This window comes from Mesorhizobium sp. L2C084A000 (assembly GCF_000502875.1).
GTDB lineage: Bacteria > Pseudomonadota > Alphaproteobacteria > Rhizobiales > Rhizobiaceae > Mesorhizobium.
Genome location: NZ_AYWX01000027.1, coordinates 17586 through 30771, shown reverse-complemented (window position 1 = coordinate 30771; position 13186 = coordinate 17586). Strand labels below are relative to the sequence as shown.

Genomic DNA, 13186 nt, shown 5'->3' with positions numbered 1-13186 from the left:
GTGGGGAAGCCCATCCAAGCTGTCCAAGAAATGGTCAAGCTGTTGATTTTATTGGCGCGTCCGACAGGATTCGAACCTGTGACCTCTGCCTTCGGAGGGAGGTTCAAAGCATTCAGATCGGATTGCTGAAGAGCACGCCAGCGAGGTTCTTGGCGGTCTGGGCGTAAAAGCGATTGCCATTGATGGTGACGAGACCCGCCTCGTTCAGGTGCTTCGCCAAGCCTGAATAAGACATCAATTGCCAAGTGTTGGGCAGCATATGGCGAACTTGGTTCGCAAAGTCCACCGCTCTCGCTTTGTTGGCTGCCGCCAGCGCGCTCCCATTCTTTCCAAGCACAGTTCCTCTCCGTTTGGCCTGCGCCAAAGCAGCCTTGGTTCGCTCGGATATCAGCCGTCGCTCTTCCTGTGCCAAAGCAGCAAAAATATGCAACTGAAAGTCGGTTGCATGAGGCATTTCGGCGACAAGTAGCTGAACGCCCTTGTCCATCATCGACGCGATGAAGCTGACACGACGTGAGAAGCGATCGAGGCGGGCGATCAACAGCGATGCTCCAGCCTTTTTCGCGGCGTTCATCGCTTTTGCCAGTTCAAATCTCTGATCGTTCCGACCCGATTCCACCTCAACGAACTCTGCGACCAGCAACCCATTCGCCTCCGCAAATTGCCGGACCATCTGCTGCTGAGCGTCTAGACCGAGCCCTGACCGAGACTGCTTCTTGGTGGAAACCCTGTAGTAGCCGACATATTTCATGGAGCCTCGTCAAACATAAACGCTGGTTTATGTTTTAAGGACTCCCCCTGAATGCGGTTTGAAACAACTAGATTCAAGGTTCCTGGAGGAAAAGCACTCACATCGAGCTTATAGAAAAGCTGTCAGCGTCCATTGGCACCGCTCAGCAGCCAATGTGGCAGCATCCCGGCCATCGCTCAGGTTCGGCCAAGATTCAATTTCCTTGAAGTAACTGATCCCTCGCTGAGTGCAATCGGCAATGGCACTATCTTGCCCGCATGCTGCGACAGTGATGCCCGTAAAAGCCACCCCAAGCATTGCGAAGATCATCCTAAGCGGTCTGAGATGATCGCCGCGCACCAGGGCCGGCTTTTGGTCAGTGACAATGATACTCACCGTTCTTGTGATTGGTGTGGCACCCATTGCTGTCCGTGCCGCCGCTATGTGCATAAGCGTTGTTAGGAAGCGCCATCGTCAAAGCCGCCAAAGCAGCCACAATTGCTTTTTTCATATCCCCTCCCAAGTAATTCTGGCAATAAAGCACGGTCAAAAGCGCAGTGCAAGGTAGTCATCCGTGGCATTGCGGAAACCGGGTACAGTTCGGTGTTCAAGGAAAAAAATTCCAGTATATTGGCAGCCAGGCCGGGAGGAGTTCAAACGGTGGGTAATTGCGTCCTAGAGAAAGCTACAATCGACATTCCACAGAGCTTTCGACGTTTCGTGGAAGGTGCATTGCTTCGCGTTCAAATTCAGTATCCGGCACTGCGCTTTCAGGTTGCGCCCAATGGCATTGAGGTCGCCGCTCTTCCTGCCGACCATTTAGACGACTTGCGGAAGAACGTGCTGCATGCGGTTTATCGAGAGAAAATCTACGCTGAGACACTGCCGCTTCGGCAAGCTCTTATCGATGCGGTTACTGCAAAATGACGGTCTGGCCACTTAAGTTTCGCGAGTGTGGCGATGGAGAATTTCTGCTCACCGATGATACCGGCGGCTTCTTCCTCAGCAGACAACCGTTTCTCGAACGGTATGCTGCCGGCGAATTGTCGCTAGTCGATCAGGAGTTTCTTCGCGGAAACGGTCATGCATTCGGTCGGGAAGGCGATCCCGACTGGACAGCGTTTGCCTATCGATGGGCACAGCGGCAGGCAAGCCAACAGGAGCTTTCCTACGTTATCCTTGTTCCGACACTGCGCTGCAATTTGAGTTGCGGCTATTGCCAGGTTTCACGGGCGCCAGAAACAGCACGAGGTTTCGACTGGACCGAAGCAACGCTGAACGCGACGCTTGGTTTTATAGAAGCGATGAAGGGTCCGCAGATCAAAGTCGAGTTTCAAGGTGGCGAGCCTTTGCTGCGGATTGATTTGCTTGAAAAGGTTCGCTCGTTCGTCCGCACGAGGTTTCCGGGCAGCCAGTTTGTCGTCTGTACGAATCTGCAACGCTTGGGCAATCGCGAATGGGCCTTCCTTGACCAAGAGGATACCTTCGTCAGCACGTCGCTCGATGGAGATCAAGACACCCACCAGCGCCAGCGCACCCACGATGACCTGGCAACCGATACGTTCTACAAAAACCTTGCCGAGGCAGTGAAGCGCCTTGGGCCGGGTAAGGTATCCGCACTTCCGACGATCGATGTTGACGAGCCGCCAGACTTCGGGGAGCTAGTCGGCAATTTCGAGCGGTATGGGGTACACTCGATCTATCTCAGGCCGATAAATCATCAAGGGTTCGCCCGTCGCCGGGGAAGCCATCCGAGTTCGATAGCTAAATGGAATACGCTTCATTCCGGCTTTATCGACTACTTGATTGAACGGAACCACCGTACCGGTGGATTCGTCGAGGAATATTATTTTAGCCAGTGCTTACGAAGGTTTCTCCGATCGGGTGCCGACGATCATGTCGACTTGCGCAATCCCAACTTCTTCGCTTCGGACTACATCGTCATCGATCACGACGGGCAGTTTTACCCGACGGACGAAGCTCGGATGCTCTCGCGCATAGGACGTGTCGATCTATCGATTGGTAGCGTTGCGGCAGGCATCGACCAGGCGAAGGTCCAGTTGCTCAACCATGCGTCGTTCAACAATTTCGACCCAGACTGCATTCACTGCGCCTATCAACCGTTCTGCGGGACAGACGTTGTGGATGATTTATCGAGGAACGGGCGAATAGACCTGGCTCGCACCGATACCTGGTTCTGCCGACGACACATGTCCATCTTCGACAAGATCGTTGAAGTCATCCGTCGAAGCGATGAGGCGGCTCGGAAATCGGTGGCTAAATGGGCTCGCGTACCGTCGTGGGGAGATCACATGATCCCTGTGCACGCGTGATCCCGCTCCGGCTCAAGGTCGATACCGACGCTATCGATCCATATGTGGTTCGGTTGCGCTCGTTCGAAGGAATGCCTCAGCCACCAGATAACTGCGGCTTTCTCGATGCCGCGTTGGAAACCGCAGACGGAGAAACTGCACTTTTTGCCGGCGCGACCGGCAATCTCCGCGTTTTTGGAGTAGATCCATCCGAGTTGGATGGCGATATCGTGTTTGTCGTGCCATCGCGAAAGACTGCCCATCGGCTAATTCGGGCCAGCTCTCCCCACAACACGCTTTTGATAACCGAACGTTGTGATCAGCTGTGCGTGATGTGCTCGCAGCCACCGAAGAAGCAGCACGTCAACATGTTTCCTTTTTTCGAGACGGCCGTGCTTTTGGCGCCGGAGAATTCAACGATAGGCCTTTCCGGCGGAGAGCCGACACTATTCAAGTCGGAGCTCTTCGACTTCTTGCGGGAGACCATGGCGCGGCGGCACGACATCGACTTTCACATCCTGACCAACGCCCAGCATTTTGGACGCGCCGATCTCGCGGAGCTTCGCGATTTGGATTTGAGCCGGATCCTGTGGGGGGTTCCCGTCTACTCGAGCGCTGGCGCCATCCACGATCAGATCGTGGGAAAGCAAGGAGCCTTCGAGCAGGTAAGGAAAAACCTTTCCGTCCTTTGCGAGGCAGGAGCAAGAATCGAGCTGCGGACGGTTCTGATGAAGCCAAACGCACCCGGTCTGCTAGATTTGGCTAAGTTCGTGGCGGTCACCCTGCCGTTCACCGACACATGGGCAATCATGCAGCTCGAAAATATCGGCTATGGCCGACAAAACTGGGGCTCGCTGTTTTTCGACAGTTCCCTGGGTTTCGATTTGGTTGGCAAGGCACTAGATTTCGCCGTCAGCCGCGGCATCAATACCAAGCTCTACAATTTTCCGCTGTGCACTGTTCCGGCTGATTATCGAGTATTCGCGCCGTCGACGATCTCAGATTGGAAACGAGCTTACGTCGCAGATTGTGCCGATTGCGATCTTCGAACCGAGTGTGGCGGCTTCTTCGAATGGCATCCAAAAGCACACGGGTATGGAAGGTTCGGTGTCGCATGAAGAGACGAATATTCACGATTCCCTCCTTGATCGCTGCCGGGTTCATGCCGGTTGAAAGTATCGCGATGCCGCTTGTACCCCCCGGTGAAGGAGGTAAGTCAAAGTCGCTATTCGACATTTTCAAGCTCGATCACAAATTCACATTGGCCGGCCATCGATCGCATAGCAGCCATCGTTCTCACAGCAGCCACCGATCATCATCAGGAGGCACAATTTATCTGCGTAGGGCGCCCGTGTATTCCGCGCCAACCTATCAGCCACAGGCACCTGCATATCAACCACCGGCAACAAAACCGCCTGTGTCAGCGCCTCTGACGACGCTTCCCGGTAACGCCAACAAGTTCAAGGAAATCGTCCTTCAGGTCCAGTTCGCGATGCTGGCATACGGCTACTACACGGGGGAGTTGGACGGCACGATGAATCCTGAGATGAGAACCGGCTTGACCAAGCTACAGTCTGATTACAACCTTAAGGTCACGGGAACGATTACACCCGAAACGTTAAACGCGCTGCGCGTCGTCGCTCAGTGACTGCTCGGAGCCCGCCCCACCCTGGGCCGTGCAGCCCGGGTGGATGCATTGACATCAGGCTGGACCGAACCAGAGAGCGCAAAGAAGTGCCGTAAGAAGGACAAATGATGAGCACGCGAATCGTAGCCGCAGTCGTTTTAACGATCGTGACTTCCACGGCTCAGGCAGCAGGAACTCTTGTCGAGAAGATACAGGAAAATCCCGCCTGTCAGCAATTCAATGACGGGTGCAGCATATGCGAGGTCAGCCAAGGAGTTGCATCATGCTCGTCCCCCGCAATCGCCTGCATTCAAACCGAATGGCATTGCGTTCTTGGTCCTTCGAAGGCCGACCAGTCAGATCCTTGAGGTCCTTACCTTAAACCAGTGCAAGGACCGAGGCGCACGCAACGGCTACCTACTTCCAATATCCTCGCTTCACAGGATCACTGCCTTAGCCACCCTTTGGTGATCCCTTCGACCTGTACCTTGCTAAGTTGTTCTTGGGTGATGCCGTACCTTGCGACCACCTCCGCCTTGTATTTCTCGATCAACCCATTTCCAAGGTTGGTCTGTTCCGTCAGTCTGCTGTCCGGGATAAGCTCCATCGCCTCGCGGCTTGCTCTGTTTTCTGCTCCGACACTTTCCTTGAAAACCTTTTTCCGAACATCCTCTGATAAGCCAAAGCGGTCCTCCGGGGCTTTTGACAGCGCCGCAAGGCGGCCTTCGTCCATGAGTACTGGTGGCTCCCACGTATCATGGTAGTTTTTCGCGAGCATCGCGATCCACAGGCCTTGTTCTGCTCGTGCCTGTTCCTCACTGCCGTACACATAGATGTATATGTTCGTCGGAGAGTTATGGTGCCGGAAGCCGCTGCGCTTTTTGGCGGCGCGGAAGCGTTTCAGGATTTCAGTTTCCAGCTCGCTCTTCGTGGGGACGCCCTGGGCGACTACGTGCTGCTCTATCTGTGTTTTGGCAGGAACGTCGTATATTTCCTCGTTCACGAGGGAAAACCCGTCATTATCAGATGTTTCGTCAGGTCCGCATCCCGAAATGACCACTAGGACAACTCCCGCGATAGACGCGCGGCAAAGCCTCTGTGCGATCTTCATTGTTGCTGTCTCCCGACCACCCCTTGGAACAGGGCCCTGCGCCTCGATTTATTGCACGCTGCGGAACGACCGGTTATCCTCGCGGTTGTAGGGAGCTAATGCAGTCTCCGTAGTATGTGATGACGTCATTGCCAGGCGCGGCTATTGAAACAGAGGTGGGCATTCGAAGGGAAAACGTCAGCTCCTGTGCCCCTATTTCGGCAACCATCAAACTTGATCCGACGCTTAACGAAACNCCAGGCGCGGCTATTGAAACAGAGGTGGGCATTCGAAGGGAAAACGTCAGCTCCTGTGCCCCTATTTCGGCAACCATCAAACTTGATCCGACGCTTAACGGAACGGGCGGGTTTTGTCCGACTTGCAGGGTATTGTCGTTAGCTCCCATGCCGCCACGGAACGTTAGCAGCATCGGAGGCAGGTGCTCAAACTTGCAGGAGACGACGGTCGGTTCTCTCGCCGCAAGCGCAACCATCTGAAAGGGCGGGCACAAAGCCACAGCCAGTCCGATTAGTCTCGCTGTCATCGTCGCTGTTCCTAACATAAGGTTTCGCACGCCTGGCCGTCGCCATCCCGGTCGAGCTTGCCGCCCCACGGACAATTACTGAGATACCATTGAGCCTCGTCGCACGAGCTGATTTGCGAGCATTTCCGCCGCGGCTGGCACGAGTAGCTTTGCGCTACCTGTTGACGGCTGATGATGCCGAGCGGCTGGCTCACCGCCGCTTCGGCATTGTCTCCATGCCCGGCGCGCCATTCCCACGGCGCTTGGAACTTTCCGACCCACAGCCCGACCTTCGCCNTGAAGCGGATGCGCTGTCCGTGGATTTCGATCGTGTCGCCGTCGATGACGGATGCCACGCCGGCAATCGTCGCCAGGCCCGCGCTGGTCCAGTTCGGCAGATTGAGCTCGGGCATGTGGTCGCTGTGTTGCATGGCCGTTTGCGCAGCCAGAGCGCCAGCCGCGGCTACCGTTACCAAGAGCAGGCGCCTTTGCACCACGCCAAGTGGCCTCCGGCGAGGTGATCGCATTCCACGCAGCATTGCTAGTTCGCCTCATGTCCGGTGCGGCCGCCCGGTTTCGCTTCGGCGGCACGTTCACCACAAGCCCCGCCTAGGCTGTCAACCCCATTGCGCAGATCGCATGGATGATTGCTAGTATCCCCGCCGCCACCTTGGCGAGCACCTTGGCCTGCCGGTGTCAGCGGGATTCCGCGAAAGGCCTGGATGACCCCAGCTGTTCGCTGGCCGTCGCCCTCGATATGCGTGTTCTGACTGCTCGGGTTGAACAGGTCGACTGTCTGGGCGAGGCTATTGGCGCGATTGGCGTCGCCGGCAGAGAGCGTCACGCTGTCGTAGTGATTGAGGTAATCCGCTGCGCAGCCGCTCAATGCCAGAACGATGCCAAGGCAGATCGCCAGGTTCCACTGCATGGCCCCTAGACCGGCGCCGGGTTTATGCCGGCGGCTCTCAGTTGCGCACTAAGCTTCGCTCGAGTCCCACACGCGGCCTTGTCGCCGGCGACGCACTTGTTATTCGCGTCTGACCAGTCCAGCAGCGCCGTATTGATCCAGCTGCCAGGTGCGCGCTGGATCCCATAGGGTGTCGGTGGCGCGCCACCAGCAACGGCTGGAGCTGCCGTGGCACNCGGCCGGCGCTCCGACCCGGTTTTGCACAGTCTTCGACGTTTCCCCCCGGCCCGCCACTGTCCCCACACTGTTCGCGATGCTAGGGCAATTGACCTTGGGTGGAGGAATAGCGGGATGAGCAAGAAGGCGCGATAAGTGCCACAAATGCTTTTATTCTCATCCCCCAGCCCTCCCAAGGCCGAGTTAGCATCTCCTAAAGTTGAATTTGGTGCAAGAGCGACGAACAAATCTGGTAAATTCTGCCAAAGTCCACCTGCTGGCAGTTCGTAGACTTCCCATTACGGCTGATTACCCCGTTATTTTATCCATCATTCCGTGGATTGAAGATGCGAAACAGCGAATCGGCGCAACGGCTATGCAAGGGCTGGACCCCATGGGCAAAGGGTCCAGGCGACCACGATATTGAGAAAATATGNATCGGCGCAACGGCTATGCAAGGGCTGGACCCCATGGGCAAAGGGTCCAGGCGACCACGATATTGAGAAAATATGGTGGGCGGCCACGTGCTGCATTTTCCGAAGCTGAACTTCTCGACCTGGTTCGACCGCTCGGAAGTCGTCGGCACCTCGCAGTGGGGATTTCGTCAGGAGCGGCATGCTTCCCCCTCTGACCCGATCGTGCATCGCTTACGGATGTAGAGCTACGGATTCCCGCTGACGTCCGCGACATGCGCCCGCAGAGTAGAGTGAACCTCTAACATGGGAGGTGGAGGTTTTTGTCCGCCTTGGGCGATCAACGCTGCAATTTCGGCGGGGGGCGCTCGATCAAGGATGCCGAGACCGAGATTACGCCTTTTGAAGGCGTGCAGAATTGACAGAAAGGGCAGTCTCAGGTCATGCGGCCGGCAGCATTCGCCATAGCGCCGATTTGATCCGCAGCTGCAAAGCTCGGCCTCCTTAAACTGAGTTAGCCGATAATAGGGATCAGATTGGCCCAGTTCATCAGGCATCGCATACTGGCGCCCCGGCCACCGATCAAACACCACCAAATGAAGGTGACGAAGCGCCCATACGCTAAAAAGGTCGAGCAACATGCACAAAAAAACGTCAAAGATGGCGCCTCCTGCCTCACCCTGTGAATCGCGGGGGAGTCTGTTATTACCGGTAGCAAAGCGCGCGGCGTGAGCGCACGCTAAACTTTGCGATTCGGGCCCATGGAGGCGACGATGACTGAGGATGATTTCAATGTCGGCGACGAAGTAGTTCACCGCACAGGCGGGAAAAAGATGATTTATACCGGCAAGGGTATGGTTGGTGACGCTATTTGCGAATGGTTTGATGGGTTTAGAAGGCATCAGGAAACGTTCGCGTTCGTCGCGTTGAAGAAATTTGAAGAGCCGGAAGCATCGGGTTTGTCTGGCAGATCGACGCGCATATAGCTCGGGCTTGGCGTTGCTTCGATGGAAATCGACAGGATTGACAAGGATGAACTGGAGCCGGACGGCAAGAAGAAGGCTGCTCGAGCAGCGATAAATGCTCTTGCGGGCTCAATTCCTTTCGTCGGAGGCTTGATCTCTGCTGGTGTCGGCTACTGGTCTGAACAAGAGCAGGAGCAAGTCACCAACATTCTGAAGCAATGGCTACAGATGCTTGAGGACGAGCTTCGTGAAAAGGGAAAGACGATTGCCGAGATCGTTGCTCGGCTCGATATGAATGACGAGAAGGTCAAGGAGCGGATAGAATCCCCAGAGTATCAGTCGCTCATGAAGAAGGCGTTTCGTAACTGGTCATCAATCGATACGGAATATAAACGTCAGCGAATCCGTAACATTCTAGCAAACGCAGCTGCCGCTAAGACAACGTCCGATGACGTGGTGCGGCTATTTATCGACTGGATAAACCTTTATTCGGATTTCCACTTTGAAGTAATCGGTGAAATTTATCGAAATCCCGGCGTCACGCGCGGCGGCATCTGGGACAACCTCGAAAAGCCTGACGTTAGAGAGGACTCAGCTGAGGCCGATTTGTTTAAAATGTTAGTCCGTGACCTCAGCACAGGCGGCGTCATCCGGCAAGTCCGTCAGACGGACTATGCCGGAAACTTCCTTAGGAAACAGCCTGCCGGGAGGTCTCGACCAGGACAAGCAGCCCGTACGGCCAAGTCGGCATTTGATGAGATCGAGCCGTATGAACTCACAGATCTTGGAAAGCAGTTCGTTCACTACGCTATGACCGAAATCGTAGCCAAGATAGAGTTTAAGGAATGACCCTCAGGAACATCATCGGTCGCTTAATTAGCCACCCCGCCAGTTCATGCAGCTTCCCACACTTGGTTCAGTATCCTCGCTGCCAAGGCAGCTTTGTCTTGGGGCAAGAAGCGGCCATAGTGTTTAGCCACCATATCGGGAGTGTCCTGAATCGCGTAGCTCGCCTGCTCGTAGGACCCAGTCTGCTTGAGGATGTGGGTCGCAAGCACGTCGCGGACGTTGTGGGGCCCATGAGGCAAGAGGCCTGGAATAGCGCCGCGCCGGGTGTAGGGATTGTAGATTCCGTAACGCTGGATAATCAGTCGCCACGCCTCGTAGAAAGTAGTTTGGTCGTAGGCTGCGTCCTTGCTTGTCGCCTTCACCGTCTTGACGAAGAAGGTTCCTGGATCGCCGGCATCGGCGAGCAAAGCACGGCGGTGACGGCCAACATAGGCCTCGATCTGCTCGTAGAGCCCGCCAAGATTTGGCAGGACAAGCCGAAACGGCTTGCTCCCGAAAAAGGATGAGTTGGCGTTCTTGAACGCTACCGAGGGAATGAGGACCTCCCAGCCCCCGTCTCGCTCGCTCCAGCGGATTTCTCCGCGCTTCAAATCAGCTAGCTGGCGTTCAGAGCGCGGCAAATGACCAGGTGCACAAACCATCAATTGCCGTAGATTCTTTTGCCGAAGACCCAGGTGAAGTCCCAATCGCAACATCAGAAAAGATCGAACTGCCTCGGCTGCGGCTCGACGATAGAAGCGTTCATCTGGCATCATACGAAGGATTTCTTCGGTGATTTTGCGATATGAGCCGACCGGGCTTTCGGCTTCGAGCACCGGCATGATGGGTTCAAACGGGTCGCGATGGACGCGGGCAACGCGCTGGATTTCTTTCACCCGGAACGTCGCATGTTTAAAATAGACATCACAGGCATCGTCCCAATCCGCCTTGGCGCGATCGATATCAATTTGTGAAATCAAACCGGGCACGGGTCGAACCCTCGTTGCAAGGTTTTGGTGTTGCCGCAGCCAACCGGTATCCTTCCTGGTCAGGGCGAGCGAGATACGCAACATGTCTACTTCCCAGGAAGTGTAGAAACCGCGTCGCCGCTCGCGCCATTGCACGTACCAGTCCCAAACTGACGGAAACACCAGCATCCCGAATGATAGGTGCTGAAAAGGAACGCCGCAGCCCCGAACGGGTCCTTTCGGGTGTGCAGCTAGGGCACCAAACATCAAACCGAGGTGCTCGATCTTCTGCGACGTGGTTTCCTCGCCCCAAACGCCCTGCCGCTGAAGGCCAAACGCCGTAAGCGTTGACGTCTTGAAGCGGATAAGCTCGGCCATTTCCATTGCCAGCGTAGGCGGCGCATCGATCACACCCGAGAACAAGTCTGGATCTGTGAAGGACCCCTCGCCCGACTCGCGAACCTGGAAGTCTTCAGTGTCATCGCGATCGGCTAGATCGGTTTGGCCATAAGATACGCTTGGAAATCGTATTGCATAACGCTGCTTGATAGCCGCCGCCTGAAAGCGTCGATAGTCGGTTGAGCCCGAGATGATCACGCGACGCACCCATTCCAAGATTTCTTCCTGTTCGACAGTTGGGCGCGAGTTGAAATCGTCGGGAAGATGCCATGCCAGACGTCTGCGTTCAGCCGGACCGATATCGTCGAGCATATGCCCGGTCGCTGAGTGTGCGCGGTGCGGCAGCTTCCCTTTGAAGTATCCCTCTGGGAGGCGATACCTACGTTCAATCCGACCGAGAAGCTCGAAGCTTGTTACGCTGCGAGGCACCTTGGTTCCTGAAAGCCAGTGGCGGATAGTGGAGTGATCGAGCGTCTCGCCTTCCTTCACCACCGCACGATGCAAGTGCCAATAGCTGTCACCATGACGTCGCATATGAAGTTCCAGTGCTTCCTGGAAAGCTTGCGGGTCCAACCACTCCGAAAATAGCGGCGTCGGAAACTCGTCGATCTCGCGAGGTTTCACCCCTGGCTTCTGGCCCAAGTGCCGCCGTTGAGGGTATGGGGAAGCAGTGACTGGCGTAAGCTGAGTTGCTACCTGCTTCGCCTTTGGCGGCCTATACGAGGGCTGGACGTCCAGTTGAACCATTGCCTTACAGGGCAACGCGGCCGGGCTCCTTTCCCGCTTTGGGGCATTCTTCAGTGCTCGTGAGATCGCATCAAGGCCGGGCTCAATTGCCTTTCTCGCCGCGCGGATATGTTCATGAGAGATGTCACATTGAAGGGCGATCACGTCCCAATCATACCCCCGGCTTCGGGTTGGTGGACGTTGGGCGGTCGTGATTAGACCTACCATGTAGGCTCGCACTCGCTCCACCTCATGAGGCGGCAACACCGGTGCGACGCGTACTCGACAAAAGTCCGACAGTTTTCGGACCAACAGTTCCGGATTCCAAATTTCAGGCATGCACTTAGACAGAAGGGATGAGCCGCAGTGGCAGCGAGGCAGGGCCGGCGACCCTTATCCGATTCGTTTGTTACCTAAAGAGGGTTTGTGCAAAGATGCGCCCGCCGGCCGAACGGCTGAAGATGATGCGGTCGGCAAAGAGCCGCCCAATCAATCTTGCCGCTGAAACCGCCCAGCTTGTCCTTCACGGACACCTTTTTGGTCCGGCAGCCAAACGGTGACCGAACAATGCACAAATAGGTTGGGTGGGCAAAAGTCCATCCCGACAATGCCGTCAGCATCGACGAAGGCGCTGCTGTTTAGGAACCAGAAGAGACTCCACGGGAAACACGGCGCAGTTCATAGTTGCCGAAAGCTGCGGTTTTGCATCCGCAGCCAGAGAAGCATGGCAGATGCCACGCTCCGGTAATTTCCTGGCGGTCGAGCGACAGTACGCCCTCGCACAAAAGCGCGGTGTTTCGCAGGTAGCTCGCGTCGAAATAGAGTTCGAATTCGACAGTCCTCGCGAAGACGGATCCCGTCAGAGCGAAGCTCCGAGGCTCCCTGTCTTGACGGGGAAAATCAATGCCCTTGCCGTCACCCTCAATGACGTCTGCCCCAATGCGCAGACACATGCGGAGCCGAAAATCAAAGGGCGCGCCCCCATGAGTATACCCTTTGAAGCTTCCCTCCCATTCTCCTTCACCGGGAAAGCTCGAGGCATCAAGCAACGCCGTAAGCCAGGGAGCGGTATCGCGTTCAAAAATAAGCGCGCGGGACATAACAAGACTCCCATGATTGGATGGGGGGCCGGCCCTGCCGCGATCGTACGGCAAGGCCGGGGTGTTTTCAGGGGCTGTCATCCTGCGGAGGGGGCGGCGGGGGAGCGGCCGTGGACGGGATCCCGGGGTAGCCGCCGGGCACCGGGTTCAGCCCCGGTTTGCCGCCAAGCGAGCCGACGTTCATCGTATTGCAGCTGTTGCCGTCCTGGCAGGGCGAAATGTATTGCCCATGAGCCGGGGGGCTATCGGTATAGTTCTGAGCCGAGGCCGGAATGACAGGGAGCCCGACCATGACGCCGAAGGCGAGCATGAAATAACGCATTGTGTTCTCCTGATGATTTCGAGTTAGAAGAGGGTGTCTTACCCTGGCCCGCGCAGTGCG

The 13186-nt window shown here is 56.1% G+C and carries 14 protein-coding genes; 6 read left to right on the top strand and 8 right to left on the bottom strand.

The features are described 5' to 3' along the window. Window positions 1–112 precede the first annotated feature (112 nt). Together X735_RS136835 and X735_RS1000000169110 are read right to left on the bottom strand one after the other, a co-directional pair. Window positions 113–751, bottom strand: coding sequence for a recombinase family protein (locus tag X735_RS136835; RefSeq protein ID WP_023814220.1), 639 nt, complete (start codon window positions 749–751; stop codon window positions 113–115). 355 nt (window positions 752–1106) lie between these two features. Further along, the gene (locus tag X735_RS1000000169110) at window positions 1107–1241 is read right to left on the bottom strand and encodes a YHYH domain-containing protein (RefSeq protein WP_155930631.1); all 135 of its coding nucleotides are present in this window, start codon (window positions 1239–1241) and stop codon (window positions 1107–1109) included. 92 nt (window positions 1242–1333) lie between these two features. On the opposite strand from X735_RS1000000169110, the gene X735_RS0135370 reads away from it, so the two are divergent. The 4 genes from X735_RS0135370 to hxsA are packed head-to-tail and all read left to right on the top strand — an operon-like array spanning window position 1334 to window position 4690. Continuing rightward, window positions 1334–1657 (top strand): hypothetical protein, encoded by a 324-nt coding sequence (locus X735_RS0135370; RefSeq protein WP_031213933.1) that lies wholly within the window; start codon window positions 1334–1336, stop codon window positions 1655–1657. Continuing rightward, window positions 1654–3063, top strand: a complete 1410-nt coding sequence (gene hxsB, locus X735_RS136840; RefSeq protein ID WP_023814217.1) for a His-Xaa-Ser system radical SAM maturase HxsB — start codon at window positions 1654–1656, stop codon at window positions 3061–3063. Before X735_RS0135370 ends, hxsB begins: the two co-directional genes overlap by 4 nt. Further along, window positions 3060–4160, top strand: coding sequence for a His-Xaa-Ser system radical SAM maturase HxsC (hxsC, locus tag X735_RS136845; protein WP_023814216.1), 1101 nt, complete (start codon window positions 3060–3062; stop codon window positions 4158–4160). Before hxsB ends, hxsC begins: the two co-directional genes overlap by 4 nt. Further along, on the top strand, window positions 4157–4690 hold the full coding sequence (hxsA, locus tag X735_RS0135365) for a His-Xaa-Ser repeat protein HxsA (protein ID WP_031213932.1): 534 nt from the start codon (window positions 4157–4159) through the stop codon (window positions 4688–4690). Before hxsC ends, hxsA begins: the two co-directional genes overlap by 4 nt. A gap of 424 nt (window positions 4691–5114) precedes the next feature. Here hxsA and X735_RS136850 read toward each other — a convergent pair whose 3' ends face one another. The 3 genes from X735_RS136850 to X735_RS1000000168330 all read right to left on the bottom strand — a co-directional run bounded on the left by X735_RS136850 (window position 5115) and on the right by X735_RS1000000168330 (window position 7210). After that, window positions 5115–5780, bottom strand: coding sequence for a hypothetical protein (locus X735_RS136850; RefSeq protein WP_023814214.1), 666 nt, complete (start codon window positions 5778–5780; stop codon window positions 5115–5117). 534 nt (window positions 5781–6314) lie between these two features. Continuing rightward, window positions 6315–6713, bottom strand: a complete 399-nt coding sequence (locus tag X735_RS1000000169105) for an excalibur calcium-binding domain-containing protein (RefSeq protein ID WP_031213931.1) — start codon at window positions 6711–6713, stop codon at window positions 6315–6317. A 110-nt stretch (window positions 6714–6823) separates the two neighbouring features. Then, window positions 6824–7210, bottom strand: a complete 387-nt coding sequence (locus X735_RS1000000168330; RefSeq protein ID WP_081735009.1) for a hypothetical protein — start codon at window positions 7208–7210, stop codon at window positions 6824–6826. Window positions 7211–8591: 1381 nt separating this feature from the next. On the opposite strand from X735_RS1000000168330, the gene X735_RS136860 reads away from it, so the two are divergent. Together X735_RS136860 and X735_RS136865 are read left to right on the top strand one after the other, a co-directional pair. Next, window positions 8592–8804: a DUF2158 domain-containing protein gene (locus X735_RS136860; RefSeq protein WP_155930629.1), complete on the top strand. Its 213-nt coding sequence runs from the start codon at window positions 8592–8594 to the stop codon at window positions 8802–8804. A 21-nt stretch (window positions 8805–8825) separates the two neighbouring features. Further along, on the top strand, window positions 8826–9632 hold the full coding sequence (locus X735_RS136865) for a hypothetical protein (protein WP_023814208.1): 807 nt from the start codon (window positions 8826–8828) through the stop codon (window positions 9630–9632). A gap of 44 nt (window positions 9633–9676) precedes the next feature. On the opposite strand, the gene X735_RS136870 is transcribed toward X735_RS136865, so the two are convergent. The 3 genes from X735_RS136870 to X735_RS1000000169100 form a co-directional block, all read right to left on the bottom strand. Further along, the gene (locus X735_RS136870; protein WP_031213928.1) at window positions 9677–12043 is read right to left on the bottom strand and encodes a hypothetical protein; all 2367 of its coding nucleotides are present in this window, start codon (window positions 12041–12043) and stop codon (window positions 9677–9679) included. Window positions 12044–12342: 299 nt separating this feature from the next. After that, a complete protein-coding gene (locus X735_RS136875; RefSeq protein WP_023814205.1) occupies window positions 12343–12804 on the bottom strand; it encodes a hypothetical protein in 462 nt (153 codons plus the stop codon). 67 nt (window positions 12805–12871) lie between these two features. Continuing rightward, a complete protein-coding gene (locus X735_RS1000000169100; protein WP_023814204.1) occupies window positions 12872–13126 on the bottom strand; it encodes a hypothetical protein in 255 nt (84 codons plus the stop codon). Window positions 13127–13186 lie beyond the last annotated feature (60 nt).